This window comes from Roseibium sp. MMSF_3544, from assembly GCF_030732845.1.
In the GTDB taxonomy this organism is placed as follows: domain Bacteria; phylum Pseudomonadota; class Alphaproteobacteria; order Rhizobiales; family Stappiaceae; genus Roseibium.
This window is the reverse complement of record NZ_JASHKA010000016.1, coordinates 1-18,160: the sequence shown is the minus strand read 5'-3', so window position 1 is coordinate 18,160 and position 18,160 is coordinate 1. Positions and strand designations below refer to the sequence as shown.

The following is an 18,160-nucleotide window of genomic DNA, read 5'->3' as shown; positions in this document are numbered from 1 at the left end:
TCAGCCGCCTGACGGGCTTTGCTTACTGGAAAACAGCGTTCGGGTTATCGAGGCTGTCGGAGCCTTCAAACGCGATCTCGTCGAGGCCGAGCACTTTGACGACACGCTCGATGGAAGCTGTCTGGTCGACCAGTGCATCAACGGCTGCCTGAACGACGGCGTTGCCCTCTTCGTTGCCTTCACCGATCATCTGGTCATAGGCTTCACCACCGTCCGCACGCGCCTTCATGACTTCGAAGGCTGCCAGCGTGGCATCGAGCTTGATCTTCATTTCTTCAGCAAGCGCCGGGTCCTTTTCAGCCACGAGATCCGCAAGGGACGCGCCGGAAACGTTGTTTCCAAGTGGGCTTGCATAGGAACCGAAGTAAACGTTCCGGATACCGATCACGTCGTTCAGGTGCGACATGTGCGTGTTGTCGGCAAAGCAGTCATGCTCTTCTTCCGGATCGTGCAACAGCAGGCCGAGCTTGATGCGTTCACCAGCAAGCTCACCGTAAGACAGCGAGCCCATGCCGGTCAGGATCGTCGCCAGACCGCCGTTTTCACCTTTTGCCGCCAGCTCTTCACGCGCCGCTCCGCCCGGCTCCCACGCAGAGGCCATTTCTTCCAGATCGGAAATCAGCAGGTCGGTCACGGCCCGCAGGTATTGAATGCGGCGCTCACAATTACCGCCCGTGCAGTTGGCCGGGTCAAAATCGGTTGCCGGACGTGCTCCGGCACCCGGACCGGTTCCGTTCAGGTCCTGCCCCCAAAGCATGAATTCGATCGCATGGTAGCCGGTGACGACATTCGCTTCGACTTCGCCTGCTTCCTGAAGCTGGTCGGCAAGAAGCGAGGCGGTAATCTCACTGGCGTCGATGGTTTCGCCGCCTGCCTTGAGTGACGGATTTGCGATCAGGTTGGCTGCGTAAAACGGGTTTTCCTCAGACTCGGTGCCGTAGGACGCATCAACGTAATCGATCAGGCCTTCGTCGAGCGGCCAGGCATTTACCTTGCCTTCCCAGTCATCGACGATGGCATTGCCGAAACGGTAGGCTTCCGTTTGCTGGTAGGGGTTGCGGGCCTCAATCCAGGCCGAGCGCGCTTCTTCAAGATTTGCCTCGGTGGGCTCATTCAGGAATTTGTCGATAGCACCTTTCAGCGTTTTTGCCGTTGCAAGAGAATCTGCGTAGCTCGCCTGGGCAATATCGCCGTAATTCGACAAAATGTCTGCCGGTGCCGCAGCTATGGCAGGCGTTACGAACAGGCCTGTCGCTGTCAACAATCCAAATTTAATTGATTTCATGGGTCCATCCCCTTCGAACACGACCGGGCTGGAAAACGCCGCCCTGTGTTTGCTGTTTTGAAAATTTCGAAGCGCGAGAAAGCGCCGACTGCCTTTCGGTCAAAACATTTCATGAGCCTTAGTGTCAAGTTTTAAATTGAGAAAAATCAATAGTTTAGAAACATTCCAAAAAATTAACTGGCTGTTGTAAGGTAAACTACTCATATTTTGGAGACGAAGCAGATCTCAAATCTTTGATGATACGGAAATTTTGGTATAGCTAGCAAAGAGGCCACTTGAACGGTCCTCTGGGGAAAGACACATGCTGAATGCGCTCAAGAGCTTCGTGCGGGAAATCACGTTCGGTGACAGCGGCAAAAAGACGTTTGCGGAAGACGACAAGCGTCTTGCTGCCGCGGCTCTGCTGTTCCACCTGATCGATATCGACGGCATCGTCGAAGAAAGCGAAAGCAGTAAACTTCGCGAGATCCTCCAAAGGCATTACGATCTGACGGAAAAAGAAACCACGGAACTGATCTCAGCTGCCAAGCAGCGCGACGAAGAGGCCGTCGACCTTTATGGTTTCACGTCAGTTCTGAAACGCACTGCCGACGAGACCGAACGCCTCGCCATTGTCGAGATGATGTGGGAGATCGTCTACGCAGACGGCCACGTTCACGAGTTTGAGGACAACACCATCTGGCGCGTTGCCGAACTCCTCGGCGTGTCCACGCGCGACCGCATGACCCTTCGGCACAAGGTCGCCCAAACAGCGCCTGAGGACGCCGACCGCGACTAGGGTAGGGACCCGAAACGCGGCAAGCAGTTCTGATCGAAGCGATTTCTTTGAACAGATGGGCGCCCGGGGCTCGATTTTTTTCGCAGCGTCCCTCATATTCATTTCATGAGATTTCAATCCGATCCTGTCGGCAACCGCCCAAAAGTCCTGATCATCCTTCACCAGGAAGCGTCCTCTCCAGGTCGCGTAGGTCAGGAACTCGTCAAGCGTGGTTTTACACTTGATGTCCGCAAACCCCGCTTCGGCGACACCCTGCCCGACACGATGTCAGGCCATGCCGGCGCAGTGATTTTCGGCGGGCCGATGAGCGCCAACGACCCCGACGGGTTTGTTCAAAAGGAAATCGACTGGATCAAGGTCCCCCTCCAGGAAGAAAGACCCTTCCTCGGCATCTGTCTCGGCGCCCAGATGATGGTCAAGCATCTTGGTGGCACGGTCGCCGGCCATCGGGATGATCTCGTCGAAATCGGTTATTACCCCCTTCTGCCAACGGAGGCGGGTAAGGCGCTGATGTCATGGCCGAAGAAAGTCTATCAGTGGCATCGCGAGGGATTTGACTGTCCAAACGGTGCGGAGCTCCTTGCCGCCGGCCCGACTTATCCGAACCAGGCCATACGCGTCGGCCCGGCTGCCTATGGCATTCAGTTTCACCCCGAAATCACCCATCAGATGATGGTCAAGTGGACGACGAAAGCGGCCCCGCGCATGGAATTGCCCGGTGCTCAACAGCGCCGCGACCATTTTGCCGGCCGCTTCGTCTATGACCCGGCTGTGAAGTCGTGGCTCGACGATTTTCTGGATCTTTGGATCGGAACCGCCGAGGCACCGGTTCAGCACTCACAGCTGAAGGCGGCGGAGTAGGTCGCCAGGCTAGCGCTCGGCTGTTGGTTCCAGACTTGCCCGAGGCTCGCTCAAAATCCGGTCAATCAGGCCCCAGTCCAGGGCTTCTTCTGCGGTCATGAAACGATCCCGGTCCATCGCCTGCTCAAATTCCTCGTATGAGCGTCCGCAATGCTCCGAATAGAGCCGCGTCATCCGGTGTTTGGTCCGCTGAATTTCTTCCGAATGAATGAAAATGTCAGAGGCCTGACCCTGAAAACCCCCGGACGGCTGATGAACGAGAATGTTTGCATTGGGCAACGCCGCGCGTTTTCCCGGTTCGCCTGCCATCAGAAGAAAAGACCCCATTGAGCGCGCAGTGCCCATGCAAAGGGTTTCCACCGGTGCCCGGATGAAGCGCATGGTGTCGTACATCGCGAACCCGCTCGTCACCACACCACCAGGAGAATTGATGTAAAGGCTGATTGGCTTTTCAGGATTTTCCGCCTCCAGAAAGAGCAGCTGTGCGCAGACAAGCGCCGACACCGCGTCATTTACTTCCCCGTTCAGAAAAATGATCCGCTCCCTTAATAGGCGGGAGTAGATGTCGAAGGACCTTTCTCCTCTGTTGGTCTGCTCAACGACCATGGGGACGAGCTGCATCGCTTCGCGCATCGGTGAACTCCAGACATTTCAATTTGGTTCAGGTTTCCGCCGTTTCAGGCAGACATCTTGAGCGGAAGGGTGTTCGTGTTGGCCGCAGCCATGGACAAAGACGCCGCCCTCGCATCATTCAGTCGGTGTATTATGCGCAATCTGGTTCCACCCGACGGACCCGGTGAGATCCGGAACGTTACCGTGCTTTCCAGAAATGGCGGCGTGTCCTCCCGCAATTGGTAACAAAGCTCCCGGCCGGGCACCACGCGGCTGGCCGTAGGCTCTGCAAGACTTTCTGCCGGAAGCCATTTTTCCCGAAACTCCGGAATGCTCAGCGCTCTCCAGACCTTTTGCGGAGGTTCGCTGATTTCGAAGTCGAGTTCGATTCCATCTGCCTCGTTGCCACTTTCAACGCCGGTCATTGGTCCATTTCCTTTAGCAAATCCTTGAGCGCCTCCACCCGTGCTGGCCAGAAGGCTCGATACTTCGCAAACCATTGCGCAATATGCGTCACACCCTTGGGATCAACTGAGTAATTCACAAACCGACCCTGGCGCTCCTCTCTTACAAGCTGCGCTTTTCGAAGAATGGCGAGGTGCTGGGACATTGCGGGTTGGCTGATTTCCATACCTTGCCGCAGTTCACTTGCGTTCTTGCCGCCGTTCGCAAGCTTCTCAAAAATACTGCGCCGGGTCGGATCGGCGAGCGCACGGAAAATGTCGTTCTCAATCATGACAACATATAAGCATTCACTTATGTATCATGCAAGCCCGAATCTTTATTGGCAGAATGAGCCGGAAAAACCTTCCTCCCGGCACATCAAAGCAACCGGGAAACGGCCGCGAGGTGTCTCCGCGAACTGCCGTTCCCCGGTTCAGGGATTTAAAGACAAGACTATTTGATCCGGGCGTCTTCGACCGGATACCCGAGCCCGCCCTGCTCACCGAAGTTCCCCTGGTGGCATTCGCTACAGGCCGTGATGACGTTGACCGCCTGCGGAGATCCGTTGGGCGCGACCATCATGTAGTACCAGTCGTCCGTTTCCGGCGATTTGCCGGCTGCAACCTTTTCCATCAGGAACAACGGGCCCTTTGTAACCTTGCCATCATCGTCAATCGCAAAAGATTCCTTTGCGATCTGTGTTCCCGCCGGAACAACGACGTTTTCAGGCTTGTATTTCAGGTATTCGTCGGCGCCGATGGAATTCACGTAGGTCACCAGGAAGCGGCCGCCATGAAACCCGGGCGCAGCCGGAAACGCGCTCGCTTTGGTCCAATCCGGGTAGTCCTTGACAAAGGCTTCCGGGATCCACCGTTTGGGACCTTTCTGATAACCGGCCTGCAGGTCGGTCTTGAGGCAGTCATAAACGGCCTCTGCTTCGTCGCCGGTCAACTCATAACCCGGCTTTTGAACATCACATGCTGCATGTGCAGATGTCGTGAAAACAAGGGATGCGATTGCACCGCCCAGCCAAACTGATAGCTTCCTCATTGTGCTCTCCCTAAGCTAACGCCTTTTTTCAAAGGCCTGGCGGCAAGAGTTTCCGGCTTGAGAGAGGCTGTTTACAATTCACATAAGGCGTGATGTGACGTGAATTCACGTGAACGATTAGTATTTGATTTGAAAATACAATTTAATAGCAAGCAGATCGCATGAAAGTGCGATCTGCTCACCTTTTCTCGATCAGTTATCGAAGACCACAAGCAGGTCTTTTGCATCAATTTGCGCACCAGGCGTGACCAGTACTTCTTTGACTTTGCCATCCCGTTCCGCGTGGAGCGCGGTTTCCATTTTCATGGCCTCGATGGAAACAAGCACGTCACCCGCCGTCACGTCCTGACCGGCAGCGATGGCGACCGTGGAAATGACGCCAGGCATCGGTGCACCGACATGCGCCGCGTTACCGTCTTCTGCCTTGCGCATGGCCGCGGCGCCGGTCGCACCGTGGGCGCGGTCCGGAACCTTGACGTTGCGCGGCTGGCCGTTGAGCTCGAAGAAAACCTTCTTCTCGCCCTTCTCATCGGTTTCGCCGACCGCCTGACAGCGCACGACAAGTGTTTTGCCGGGCTCCAGGTCAACAAAGATTTCTTCGCCTGATTCCAGTCCGTAGAAATAGACCGGCGTCGGTAGAACCGAGGTCGGCCCATATTGCTGCTGTGCCTTGTCAAAATCAGTGAAAACCTTCGGGTACATCAGGTAGGAGGCAAGTTCGATATCATCGATGTCGTGCCCAGTCGCCGCTGCCGCCGTTTCCCGTTCCGCTTCAAGATCCGCGTCTTCCAGCAGCGATCCCGGCCGCACCGTGATCGGCTCTTCGCCCTTCAGCACCTTGGACTGCAACGCGCCGGGCCAGCCACCGGGTGACTGCCCGAGGTCACCGTGAAGCATCTTTACGACGCTGTCCGGGAACGCGACGTCCTTGCCCGGATCTTCGACCTCTTCAACCGAAAGCCCCTGGCTGACCATCATCAGAGCCATGTCGCCGACAACTTTCGAAGACGGCGTCACCTTCACGATGTCTCCGAACATCATGTTGACGTCGGCATAGGCCTGGGCGACCTCGTGCCAGCGGGTCTCAAGTCCGAGAGACCGTGCCTGTTCTTTCAGATTGGTGAACTGGCCGCCGGGCATTTCGTGCAGGTAAACCTCGGATGCGCCGAAGCGCAGATCGCTTTCAAAGGCCCGGTACTGGGTGCGCACGGCCTCCCAGTAGAAGGAAATCTGGCGAATGGTTTTCGCATCGAGCCCCGTGTCACGCTCGCTGCCGCGCAGGGCTTCGACGATCGAGCCAAGACATGGCTGCGACGTCAGGCCGGACAGGGCGTCCATTGCGGCGTCGACCGCATCGGCCCCTGCATCGACGGCTGCAAGAACAGTTGCCGCTGCGATGCCGGACGTATCGTGCGTGTGGAAATGGATCGGCAGATCGGTTTCCTGCTTCAGGGTCTTGATCAGAACCTTGGCCGCCTCAGGCTTGAGCAGGCCGGCCATATCCTTGATGCCGAGAATATGAGCGCCTGCCGCCTCCAGCTCCTTCGCCAGCCCGACATAGTACTTCAGATCGTATTTCGGCCGGGCGCTGTCCAGCATGTCGCCGGTGTAGCAAAGAACGCCCTCGCAAAGCTTATTTGCCTCCTGCACGGCATCCATAGAAACGCGCATGTTCTCAACCCAGTTGAGACAATCGAACACGCGGAAGAGGTCTATGCCGTTTTCTGCGGCCTGCTTCACGAAGAACCTGACGACATTGTCCGGATAATTGGTGTAACCAACCCCGTTTGAGCCGCGCAGCAACATTTGCAAGAGGATGTTCGGCGCCTTCTCGCGAATGAGGTGCAATCTTTCCCAGGGACTTTCGGTCAGGAAACGCATGGCAACGTCGAACGTCGCTCCGCCCCAGCATTCGAGCGAAAACAGGCTTGGAAGGCCGACCGCGTAGGCGTCCGCGATGTTGACGATGTCATGGGTGCGCATGCGGGTCGCCAGGAGTGACTGGTGACCGTCACGCATCGTCGTGTCGGTGATCAGCGCGCGTTCTTGACCTTTCATCCAGTCTGCAAAACCTTTTGGCCCGAGTTCGTCGAGCAACTGGCGTGTCCCGGCAGGTTTGTCGTCGCCGAAATCGGGAATGATCGGGGCTGCGACATCCTTCGGCGGCCGCGCCCGGTTTTTCGTTTCCGGGTGCCCGTTCACGGACACATCGGCGATATAGGTCAACAGCTTGGTGGCCCGGTCCTGGCGCTTGGTCTGTTCAAACAGCGCTGGCGTCTCGTCGATGAACCGCGTCGTGTAATTGTTAGCCCTGAAGTCCGCGTGGTCGATGATGTTTTCCAGAAAGACGAGGTTGGTCGCCACACCGCGGATCCGGAATTCGCGCAGCGCGCGGTCCATGCGCTTGCGCGCATCTTCCGCTGTCGGCGCCCAGGCCGTGACCTTCTCAAGAAGCGGATCGTAAAAGCGGGTAATCACCGCTCCGGAATAAGCTGTTCCGCCATCCAGTCGAATGCCGAAGCCGGTCGCGCCGCGATAGGCGGTGATACGGCCATAGTCCGGAATGAAGTTCTGTTCCGGATCTTCCGTGGTGATGCGGCACTGAAGGGCATTGCCGTTGAGGCGGATGTTCTCCTGTGCGGGAACACCGCTTTCCGGCGTTCCGATCTTGGCGCCTTCAGCAATGTGGATCTGGGCCTGCACAATATCGATGCCGGTGACTTCTTCGGTCACCGTATGCTCCACCTGCACGCGCGGATTGACTTCGATGAAGTAAATGGAGCCCGTGTCGGCATCCATCAGGAACTCCACCGTGCCCGCACCCCGATAGTTCACCGCGCGGCCGATCTTCAGTCCGTATTCGCACAGTTCCTGCCGCTTGGCTTCGTCCAGATAAGGCGCCGGTGCGCGCTCGACCACCTTCTGGTGGCGGCGCTGAATGGAGCAGTCGCGCTCGAAAAGATGCACGACATTCTCGCCGTCGCCGAGGATCTGCACCTCGACATGGCGCGCGCGCTGCACAAGCTTTTCAAGATAAATCTCGTCTTTGCCGAAAGCGGCCTTGGCCTCACGCTTTGCAGCCAGCACTTCCTTTTCCAGCGTTGCCTGATCCGGGATGACCCGCATGCCGCGGCCACCGCCGCCCCAGGAGGCTTTGAGCATCACCGGATAACCGATGTCCTGGGCCTGGCTTTTGATCTCTTCCATGTCGTCCGGAAGCGGATCGGTCGCCGGCATCACCGGAACACCGGCTTCGATCGCAAGGTTGCGTGCCGCGACCTTGTTCCCAAGTCGGCGCATTGTCTCCGATCTCGGGCCAATGAACGTAATGCCTGCCGTCTCGCAGGCATCGACGAATTCCGGGCTTTCCGACAACAGGCCGTAGCCCGGGTGAATCGCATCGGCTCCGGCGTGCTTGGCAACACGAATGATCTCGTCGATGGAAAGGTAGGCTTCGATCGGACCAAGACCCTTGCCGACCTGATAGGCCTCGTCCGCCTTGAAGCGATGCAGCGCAAGCTTGTCCTGTTCGGCGTAGATCGCAACGGTCTTCAGACCGAGTTCATTGGCCGCCCGAAAGACACGGATCGCTATCTCGGACCGGTTCGCAACGAGAATTTTTGTTATCGCCAAACGCCCTCTCCCCTAATTTTACGCAAATGCAAGGCCGATTTTGGAACGTTTTCTACTTTGGTCGAAAGCAGATGGAAAGGGGCAGAAAGAGTGTCCTTTTTTTTAACTTGGAAAATATTTTGCGCGTGCACGGGTAACCCCCGGAAAATGCGGGCGAAATTGCCGAAAGTTACGAATGTAACCAGACTTACAAAAAATTTGCACTGCAGCAAAACGGATCGAACTTGCGTTTAAACCGCCCTAAAAACAGCGTAAACAACGTGCACCGGATTGGGACGCCCGGACACGAATTTCCGCACGCAAACCCCGTCGTGACGAATTCGCTTGTGGCGAGAGCTCTCCTGATTGAAGCACGGACGCCCTGACCTACTAGATGTAGCGTGAACAAACCCGATACATTGCAGAGTCAGCGATTCGTCCGGGATTCGTTCACGTCATGTCCTGAGGTAAACGCAGGCCTGAACCCGGCCGGTTCGGCAATTAACGCCAAATTAAGGCTTGACAGCCTTTTCGCAAAAATCGGGACTGATTTGAAGGGACGACTCAAACTGTTGAGCAGATTCACGATTTTGTACCATGGCGCAGCAAACAGACCACATATCGTAGGGAACAAATCCTGAATCACCGAGAGTCAGCGATTCGGTTTCGGTTTGTTCCAGAGTCGTTCTCCACAGGAAAATTACCCCGCCGTTTTATGCCGCGATTTGGCAAAAGAAATGGCGACATCGCCGGTCAGCCTATGCTAGATACGCGGCACTAGATCTAGGCGCAGAGCCCGAAGAAAGCCGAATACAATCAATTCCATGCCCCGTCCTCAAACGATGCCGCTGCCACCGTCAGCCAGGTCCCGCACCGTGACGGCAGTTCTTGGTCCCACCAACACCGGAAAGACTCACCTGGCCATCGAGCGCATGCTGGCGCAGCAATCCGGTCTGATCGGTTTACCGCTGCGCCTTCTGGCGCGCGAGGTTTACGGACGCGTCGCCGAACGGGCCGGCCCGGACGCGGTCGCGCTGATCACCGGCGAGGAAAAAATCATCCCGGAGAACCCGCGTTTCTGGGTCTCCACCGTTGAAGCCATGCCGCTTGATCTGGAGACAGAATTTGTCGCGATCGACGAAGTGCAACTGGCCGGCAATCTGGACCGGGGCCATGTCTTTACGGACAGGATTCTCAACCTGCGCGGCAGGTCGGAAACTCTGCTGCTCGGCGCCGCAACAGTGCGTCCGCTGCTTGAGAAACTGCTTCCCGGGCTCAACGTGGTCACCCGCCCGCGCATGTCGATCCTGGAATATGCCGGCTCGAAAAAGGTGTCGCGCCTTCCGGCCCGGTCTGCAGTTGTCGCCTTCTCGTCAGACGAAGTCTATTCGATTGCCGAACTCATCCGGCGCCAGCGCGGCGGCGCGGCGGTCGTCCTTGGCTCGCTCAGTCCGCGCACCAGAAATGCGCAGGTGGAACTGTTTCAGAACGGCGATGTCGATCACCTGGTGGCGACCGATGCCATCGGTATGGGCCTCAACCTCGACGTTAACCACATCGCCTTTGCCGGCAACCGGAAATATGACGGCTATCAGTACCGGCAACTGACACCTTCGGAAATTGGACAGATAGCCGGACGTGCCGGGCGCCACACCCAGGACGGTACCTTTGGCGTTACCGGGCGGGTCGATCCTTTGGACGACAACCTGATCGAACAGATTGAAAGTCATCACTTCGACACCTTGAAAGTGCTGCAATGGCGCAACAGTTCGCTGGATTTTTCGTCCAAGGACACGCTCCGGCAGAGCCTCGATTTGGTCCCTCGCGAGGACGGCCTTACCAGGGCACCGGTTGGTGTCGACATCGTTGCTCTTGAACATTTGTTGCGCGATCCCGCAATTTCTGACAAGGCAAAGGGTGCAAAAGCGGTCGAATTGTTATGGGATGTCTGTCAGGTCCCCGACTATCGCAAGATTGCCCCGGCAAACCATGCGGAGTTGCTGAACACCATTTACACCCATCTCATCGACGACAATCGGATTGCGGATGACTGGTTCGCCCGTCAATTGGCCTTCGCAGACCGCACAGATGGTGATATCGACACACTTGCAAACCGGATCGCACATATCCGGACCTGGACATATGTCGCCAATCGTCCCGACTGGCTGGCCGATCCGGCCCACTGGCAGGGTGAAACGCGCGACATTGAAGACAAGTTATCGGACGCCCTTCACGAGCGCTTGACGCAGCGCTTTGTGGACCGGCGGACGAGCGTATTGATGCGACGTTTGAGAGAGAACGCAATGCTGGAAGCAGAAATTACATCGAGCGGCGATGTGCTCGTGGAAGGTCAGCACATCGGGAACCTGCTTGGCTTCCGGTTCGCTCCCGACGCCGCGGCAGAAGGGCCCGACGGCAAAACCGTTCGCGCTGCGGCACAAAAGGCGCTGACGACTGAAATCGAATCCCGCGCTGAAAAACTCGGCAAGTCGGAAAACAGCGACTTCGTGCTGACGTCCGAAGGCGCAATCCGCTGGCGCGGTGAACCGGTTGCCAAGCTTGTTGCCGGCGAGGAGGTCCTTGCTCCCACCGTTCTGCTGCTTGCTGACGAGCACCTGACCGGCCCGGTGCGCGACACCGTGCAGAACCGGCTGGATCTTTGGGTCAAGGCGCAGGTCGATACGTTGCTGAAGCCGCTTGTTGACCTCAAGACCGGTGAGGGCCTGGAAGGGCTGGCACGCGGGATCGCATTCCGCATTGTCGAGGGTCTCGGCATTCTCGAGCGTCAGGACGCTGCAGACGAAATCCGCCAGCTGGATCAGGACATGCGCGCATCCCTGAGAAAGCACGGCGTGCGCTTTGGTGCCTATACTGTCTTTGTCCCCGCGCTTTTGAAACCGGCGCCAAGCCAGCTGCTTGCCCAGCTCTGGGCGCTCAAGCACGGTTCGCTGGATATGAACGGCATGACCGACCTGCCGCAGCTTTCCGCGTCCGGGCGGACCTCAATCCCGGTCGATGAGACCGTCGACAAAGCCCTTTACAAAGTCGTCGGCTTCCGGGTCTGCGGCCCGAGGGCTGTCCGCGTCGATATTCTGGAACGCCTGGCCGACCTGATCCGGCCGCTGATCGCCTGGAAACCGCTCGACGCGGAGGTCAGCCCGCCTGAAGGCGCCATCGAGCAAGGCGGCGGCTTCATGGTGACCGTTGCCATGACCTCGCTACTTGGGTGCGCCGGGGAAGATTTTTCAGCCGTGCTGAAATCACTCGGCTACCGTGTCGAGACAAAGGAAGTTCAGCGTCCGGTTACGGTGAAGCCGGCCACGGAACCATCTGCCGAAGACCAGCCGTCCGGTGAGGAAAACACCAGCGCGTCGTCGACGGATGCTGGCTCAGAAACGCCGGAGGCGGTTGAAGCTGCTGCACCGGAAGCGTCATCGGATGCTCCGGAAGCAGAAGCATCGGTGTCCGAAACGATTGCGGCCGAAACTCCGGCTGAAGACGCCCCGGCTGTGGAATCGGCGGCCGCCGTCGAAGAGTCGGCGCCGCAAGACCATTCCGACGCCGCGCCATCATCCGAAACCGCACCCGCTGAGGAAAACGCACCCGTCTCCGAGAGCAACGAGCCGCAGGAACAGGCCGCCGAAGAAGACAAGCCTGATGAGAAAGTCGCGGAAGAAACCGGCGATGTCACGGAAGCGGCGGATGCCGGTGCGCCCGACGCTGTCGAAATGGAAACCGTGACGATCGAGATCTGGCGCCCGGGCCGGCACGACCGACGCCCGCGTGGCCGGCAGGACCAACGGCGCGGCGACAACCGCAAGGGACATGGCCAGGGCCCGAAAGGCGGTCACGGCGAAAAACGTCATGGCAAGGGCGGCGGCAAAGGCGGCCCGAACCGCAATCGCGGCGGACAGCACGGCGGCAACAGGGGATTTGACGGCGGCAACCGCCGCAGCGCCCCGCCAAAGGACAAACCGATCGATCCGAATTCTCCGTTCGCGGCGCTGATGGCGCTCAAGGCGGATATGGACAACAAGGACAAGAAGTAATTTCGGCAGACGGCAAACACCCCGCCACCGACACGAGCGGCGGCAGCCTGCGCATCGATAAGTGGCTCTGGTACGCCAGGGTCACCAAGTCCCGCTCTCTTGCCCAAAAACTCGCAACAACAGGTCATGTCCGCATCAACAAGGACAAGATTTCGTCCGCCAGCAAGACCATCAAGGTCGGCGACGTTCTCACGATCGTGCTTGAACGAAAGGTGCTCGTTCTGAAGATCGTGGCGCTTGGATCCCGGCGCGGCCCGTTTGTGGAGGCCCGCAAGCTGTACGAGGATCTGTCACCACCGCCGCCACCGAAAAAGGACCCGCCGCCGCCACCGCCTGGGCAGCGCGAAGCGGGTGCGGGACGGCCGACAAAACGCGACCGGCGCAAGCTGGATGCGTTTCGGAGTGAAAACTAAACCGAATTCCGGCTTCGAACGCCAAAACGGAATAACTTTCTCTTTCCGGCACTGATTGCGTCATCCTGGGCGCTTGCGCGTTCCAGCCAAAAACGATACGCAACACCGATCAGAGATTTAACCGTGCGCCCCATATCGGGCTGAGACGCACGACAACGACTGCCGGGTGAACAGGGATTACGCGTCCCAAACGGTTCGCGACGGCGCGCAGCGAGGAACCCGATGACCTACGTCGTCACAGACAATTGCATCAAGTGCAAATATACCGATTGTGTCGAAGTCTGCCCCGTTGATTGTTTTTATGAAGGCGAGAACATGCTCGTCATCAACCCGGACGAATGCATCGATTGTGGTGTTTGCGAACCGGAATGTCCGGCCGAGGCAATTTTGCCGGATACGGAGCCAGGGCTTGAAAAATGGATCGAGCTGAACGCCGAATACTCCGAGAAGTGGCCGAACATTACAGAGAAGAAAGATCCGCTTCCCGAGGCTGAAGAATTCGACGGTAAAGAAAACAAGCTTGCGGAGCATTTTTCTCCAAATCCGCCGGCTTGATTCGCTCGAAGTTACGTATGCGGCAGTCTGCCGCATGCGGAAACTTGCGGCCTGCAACCTGAATTCTATTAGAAATTTCAATGATCTATATTTGTGCAGAATGCCTGATTCTAGGGCTATTGTGCACCACGGAAGCGCAGTGCTTTAATTTTCCACAAAAGTATGTTATATCTAAAAGATAGTCGCCAACCACGAGAACAACCCCCAAAACGGAGTTTTGAAAACGTGTTCCGGATCCTTGGAAACCGGAAACGTCGGCTCCCGGCAGCTTTTATGACTGATCAAGGTTCTATAGTGGAAATCGACGACTGACCAGCCCTGACACGCCGCATATCAACAGGCGTTCCACATCGGATCGCTCGGCGGGGTTCGTGTCGCATAAAAACAGGGGGCCGTATCACGGCCCAACACCGGTTCGAATGGACCGATTACTGCGCAGGAGAGAATACGAGCATGGCAACGAACACCAAAAAGACCGCGCAGCGTCAAGGTTTCAAAACGGGCGAGTACATCGTTTATCCGGCGCACGGCGTCGGCCAGATTACCGCTATAGAAGAGCAGAACGTTGCGGGTCACTCTTTGGAGTTGCTCGTCATTGTTTTTGAACAGGACAAGATGACCCTTCGCGTCCCGGTTGCAAAGATCGCATCTGTTGGGATGCGCAAGCTCGGCGACCCGGCAGCGGTCAAGAAAGCCCTGGAGACGGTCCGCGGCCGCCCGCGTGTGAAGCGGACGATGTGGAGCCGTCGCGCTCAGGAATATGAAGCAAAGATCAATTCCGGCGATCTGATCGCGATTTCCGAGGTTGTTCGCGACCTCTACCGGTCCGAAAGTCAGCCGGAACAGTCTTATTCCGAACGGCAGCTTTACGAAGCAGCCCTCGACCGCATGGCGCGTGAAATTGCAGCCGTGAACAAGTGTTCGGAAACCGAGGCTGTCAAGCAGATCGAACAGAACCTTGCAAAGTCTCCGAGCCGCCTGAAGGCAGCCGCTGAAGCAGAGGCTGACGAAGACGAAGACAAGGAAGAAGCTGCCTGAGAGTGAAAGATCTTTCTTTCGAATAGCACATCAAGGGCCCGGCAATCGCCGGGCCTTTTTCTTTCCGACCAATTTTCGCCGCTGAACAGCACGCATTTGGTGCACCAATTCGCTCGCGCGCTGATCACATTAAAGTGCAAAAATTCTGCCCCATAGCGGCCGTCAAGTGATCTAACCTACGTTTCAATACGTATTTACCCCGATAACACATCGGAGCGTCACTCATGTCCGGAAGCGAAAAGCGGCAATTGGTCCAGGCGGCAATGAAGGCACCTTATCTCTCGCGAGAAGAGGAACAGCAACTTGCCATCCGTTGGCGGGAAGAGCGGGACAAAAAGGCGCTGGAAAAACTTTCGCTCTCGCACATGCGCCTCGTGATCGCGGTTGCCTCGCGTTTTCGCAATTTCGGCCTGTCGCTCGGCGACCTGATCCAGGAAGGTCATGTCGGCCTGCTGGAAGCTGCGGCCCGTTTCGAGCCTGCTCGCGAAGTGCGCTTCTCAACCTATGCGACATGGTGGATCAGGGCGTCCATTCAGGACTATATCCTGCGCAACTGGTCGATCGTACGTGGCGGTACATCGTCTTCCCAGAAGGCTCTGTTCTTCAACCTCCGCAGATTGCGTGCGAAACTGTCCAACAACCAGACACCACTGACGGACAGCGAACTGCACCAGAAAATTGCCGACGCCATTGGCGTGAAGCAGTCGGACGTCGCATTGATGACGGCACGTTTGTCTGGGCCGGACACATCGCTGAACGCTCCAGTCACCGACAGCGAAGGCTCCAGCGCCGATCGCCAGGATTTTCTGGTGTCGGACGCACCGCTGCCGGATGAGATCGTAACCGTAAACATCGATGCCGAGCGCCGCAGCAAATGGCTGAGATCCGCGCTCAAGGTGCTGAGCGAACGCGAACTCAGGATCGTGAAGGAACGCCGGCTGTCCGAAGACGGGGCGACACTTGAATCGCTCGGCGCAAAGCTTGGCATTTCCAAGGAACGCGTGCGCCAGATCGAAAGCCGCGCCATGGAGAAGCTGAAGTCAGCCCTTCTGGCAGAGCAGCCGGACAAGGCCGTCTACAGCACTTAATCAGCTCCTATCCGGCGCCATGCCGCAGCTGCTTATTTGAGCTGCAACACGAAATCGCTCATGGCGTCGGCGATCTTTTTGTGAATGTCGGCCCTGTCTGTTCCTTCGGGATCATCACAGACCGGGTCGTCCTGTTCCTCTTCAAGCAACATGGCGCCTCGCTCCGTGCATTCGGGCAGGAAGGTAAAATGGTGCGCGGGATACACAGTGACGTGGCTCGCGCTCTTGAGTTTGCCGATCAGATTGCTGCCTGTCTCGCTGACATTCGTCGCCGGCCAAAGGTTCTCCCGGCCCAGGCTGATCAGTTGTATGGGGATTGAAACCTCTGCCAGGCCGTCTTCGTCGACCGCGAATGTGAAACCGGGATCGATCGCAATTGCGCCTGCGACACGGCTGTCCAACCCACTCTCTTCCAGGCCATCCGCCATTGTCTTGAGGTCCACGCCCCCTTTGGCAAAAAACAGGCAGTCCTGGGCTTTGCCCTCAAGACGTTCGCAGTAACCGGCATAAGCCTTCGCATCGAAGGAGACACCGGCCAGGGACAGGGCTGTGGCGCCTCCAAGCGAGAAACCTGCCGCAACGATGTGGTCCTGATCGACGAATCGCGAAAAATACGGATCGGCCAGCAGATGATCGAGAGCAGCACTGAGGTCGGCCGCGCGCTCGGCAGGCTGCAGGGACCGGCGCGGCGAAGAATCCCCGGAGGTCGACCCGGGATGATTGACGCCAACAACAATGATGCCACGCTTTGCCAGCGCCGACGACATCCACGACAAGACGTCCATGTTGCCGCCCGACCCATGCGAAAACAGCAAGACGGGATACCGGCCCCTTTTCACGCCGGCACCCACCATCGCCTTGACACCTTTGAAAACCGGGTTTTTGCCGACAAACCCGGCGTAGGTTCTGGTGCCTACGGGATACCAGATCGATCCCTGCATCAGCGACGGCCTGTGTGTGGCCGAGACCGCAAACCGATCAAAACCGGCCAACTCGCCATCGTCGGCTCTGGCATCTGCAGCGGCGAAGCTTGCCGACAACACGGAAAGAGCAAATAGAAAACGCTTCATGGTCAGACATCCTTTTCAGTGTGCATTTGAGGATTGGATGATCGTTCTCTCGCACCACCGCCCTGACCTGGCGTCCTAAATCCGGATTTAGGTCGCCTTGAACCGGTATTTGTCCTATCGCGTTGTCTTGTCGTTGTTTTATCCGAGACGAAAATGATTGTTTTGCCCCTGCCGTTGATCGTTGCTCTTGTGCTTGGCTTTCTGTTCGTCCAGGCAATGCTCGCAGGAAACCGGCCGGTGCTGTTCTCTGCGCTTTTGCTGGTATGCGCCCTGCAGAACCTTGTGGTCGCTCTCGGCCAGTATTACGGCCTGTCTGCCGCCTTCAAGCTGCAGCCGGTCCTGGCATCAACAATCCCGCCCCTTGCTTACGTCGCCTTTGTCACTGCGTCCGTTCGCCCGATCGCGCTGAGCCGCGACTGGCTGCATTTGCTGGGCCCCGCGTTCGTCTTCTTTTGCGCTCTCTTTGCGCCGGTCACCCTCGATACGGTCATTGTCGCGACCTTCCTGGGCTACGGTTTGGCCTTGCTTGTTAGCCTTCAGGTCCATAAAGACGCGCTCCCGCTGGTCAGTCTTGGATCCGGCGCGATCCCCCAGCGGATCTGGGCAGCCATTGCCATTGCATTGCTGTTCTCCGCCCTGACAGACGTCATAATTGCCTTCGCCGTTCAAGGCGGCAGCCCGGGCTGGACCCCCAAGATCATCAGTGCCGGATCGGTCGCCTCGCTGCTTGCGATCGGACTGCTCAGCCTGTCACCGGACTTGAGAAGACCACAGGCCAGCCCCGACCCGGCGGGTGAGACCGGGACACAGGCACTCAACGAACCAGTCACGGAGCTTGAAATCAGCCTTGTCGAGCGCCTCGACGCGTTGCTCGTTGCAAGACAACTCTATCTTGATCCAGGTCTGACCCTCGCTGCTCTGGCGCATCGTCTCAGGGTTCCCGCCAAACAACTGTCAACGGCGATCAACAAGGCAACCGGCGAGAACGTGTCCCGCTACATCAACAAGTACCGGATCCAGCACGCCTGCAAATGCCTTCAGGACGGCGCGACGGTCACGACCGCGATGCTGGAAAGCGGATTTAACACCAAGTCGAATTTCAATCGGGAGTTTTCGCGCGTCACAGGCAAAACACCGAGCGGCTGGATGCTACACGACGCCCGAAGCGGATCTCCACAACCCGCCCGGCTGCAACCGCAGGATCGCGACCGCTAACTCACGGGTTCGGACCCTAGGGTACGGACTCATAAATGAAGTCAATTTGGTTTGGATCGTTTTGACCAGCGGCAAGGAGCGAAAGCGCAG

At 57.6% G+C, this 18,160-nt stretch carries 15 protein-coding genes; 8 read left to right on the top strand and 7 right to left on the bottom strand.

Annotation, left to right across the window (positions count from 1 at the left end):
* Window positions 1–22: 22 nt before the first annotated feature.
* Window positions 23–1,285, bottom strand: a complete 1,263-nt coding sequence (locus RBB47_RS20895) for an imelysin family protein (protein ID WP_305987825.1) — start codon at window positions 1,283–1,285, stop codon at window positions 23–25.
* Between the two features lie 301 nt (window positions 1,286–1,586).
* Here RBB47_RS20895 and RBB47_RS20890 point away from each other — a divergent pair, with 301 nt between their 5' ends.
* Entirely contained in the window at window positions 1,587–2,063 is a 477-nt protein-coding gene (locus RBB47_RS20890; protein ID WP_305987824.1) for a TerB family tellurite resistance protein, read from the top strand.
* A 105-nt stretch (window positions 2,064–2,168) separates the two neighbouring features.
* Window positions 2,169–2,924, top strand: coding sequence for a glutamine amidotransferase (locus RBB47_RS20885; RefSeq protein ID WP_305987823.1), 756 nt, complete (start codon window positions 2,169–2,171; stop codon window positions 2,922–2,924).
* A 9-nt stretch (window positions 2,925–2,933) separates the two neighbouring features.
* On the opposite strand, the gene RBB47_RS20880 is transcribed toward RBB47_RS20885, so the two are convergent.
* The 5 genes from RBB47_RS20880 to pyc all read right to left on the bottom strand — a co-directional run bounded on the left by RBB47_RS20880 (window position 2,934) and on the right by pyc (window position 8,663).
* Window positions 2,934–3,557, bottom strand: coding sequence for an ATP-dependent Clp protease proteolytic subunit (locus tag RBB47_RS20880; RefSeq protein ID WP_305987822.1), 624 nt, complete (start codon window positions 3,555–3,557; stop codon window positions 2,934–2,936).
* A gap of 44 nt (window positions 3,558–3,601) precedes the next feature.
* On the bottom strand, window positions 3,602–3,961 hold the full coding sequence (locus tag RBB47_RS20875) for an SRPBCC domain-containing protein (protein ID WP_305987821.1): 360 nt from the start codon (window positions 3,959–3,961) through the stop codon (window positions 3,602–3,604).
* Complete coding sequence (locus tag RBB47_RS20870; protein WP_305987820.1) at window positions 3,958–4,272, bottom strand: helix-turn-helix transcriptional regulator; 315 nt, start codon at window positions 4,270–4,272, stop codon at window positions 3,958–3,960. The genes RBB47_RS20875 and RBB47_RS20870 overlap by 4 nt, the downstream gene beginning before the upstream one ends.
* A gap of 161 nt (window positions 4,273–4,433) precedes the next feature.
* Window positions 4,434–5,030, bottom strand: a complete 597-nt coding sequence (locus tag RBB47_RS20865) for a cytochrome P460 family protein (protein ID WP_305987819.1) — start codon at window positions 5,028–5,030, stop codon at window positions 4,434–4,436.
* 192 nt (window positions 5,031–5,222) lie between these two features.
* Complete coding sequence (gene pyc / locus RBB47_RS20860; RefSeq protein ID WP_305987818.1) at window positions 5,223–8,663, bottom strand: pyruvate carboxylase; 3,441 nt, start codon at window positions 8,661–8,663, stop codon at window positions 5,223–5,225.
* Between the two features lie 803 nt (window positions 8,664–9,466).
* Here pyc and RBB47_RS20855 point away from each other — a divergent pair.
* The 5 genes from RBB47_RS20855 (at window position 9,467) to RBB47_RS20835 (ending at window position 15,785) form a co-directional block, all read left to right on the top strand.
* Window positions 9,467–12,691 (top strand): helicase-related protein, encoded by a 3,225-nt coding sequence (locus RBB47_RS20855; protein ID WP_305987817.1) that lies wholly within the window; start codon window positions 9,467–9,469, stop codon window positions 12,689–12,691.
* Window positions 12,692–12,738: 47 nt separating this feature from the next.
* Window positions 12,739–13,104, top strand: coding sequence for an RNA-binding S4 domain-containing protein (locus RBB47_RS20850; RefSeq protein WP_305987955.1), 366 nt, complete (start codon window positions 12,739–12,741; stop codon window positions 13,102–13,104).
* A gap of 222 nt (window positions 13,105–13,326) precedes the next feature.
* Complete coding sequence (gene fdxA / locus RBB47_RS20845; protein ID WP_305987816.1) at window positions 13,327–13,659, top strand: ferredoxin FdxA; 333 nt, start codon at window positions 13,327–13,329, stop codon at window positions 13,657–13,659.
* Between the two features lie 453 nt (window positions 13,660–14,112).
* Entirely contained in the window at window positions 14,113–14,697 is a 585-nt protein-coding gene (locus tag RBB47_RS20840) for a CarD family transcriptional regulator (RefSeq protein WP_305987815.1), read from the top strand.
* Between the two features lie 224 nt (window positions 14,698–14,921).
* Complete coding sequence (locus RBB47_RS20835) at window positions 14,922–15,785, top strand: RNA polymerase factor sigma-32 (RefSeq protein ID WP_305987814.1); 864 nt, start codon at window positions 14,922–14,924, stop codon at window positions 15,783–15,785.
* Between the two features lie 32 nt (window positions 15,786–15,817).
* Here the strand turns inward: RBB47_RS20835 and RBB47_RS20830 are convergent, their stop codons facing one another.
* On the bottom strand, window positions 15,818–16,855 hold the full coding sequence (locus RBB47_RS20830; protein ID WP_305987813.1) for an alpha/beta fold hydrolase: 1,038 nt from the start codon (window positions 16,853–16,855) through the stop codon (window positions 15,818–15,820).
* 153 nt (window positions 16,856–17,008) lie between these two features.
* Between RBB47_RS20830 and RBB47_RS20825 the strand changes: the two genes are divergently transcribed.
* Entirely contained in the window at window positions 17,009–18,070 is a 1,062-nt protein-coding gene (locus tag RBB47_RS20825; protein WP_305987812.1) for an AraC family transcriptional regulator, read from the top strand.
* The last annotated feature ends 90 nt before the right edge of the window (window positions 18,071–18,160 follow it).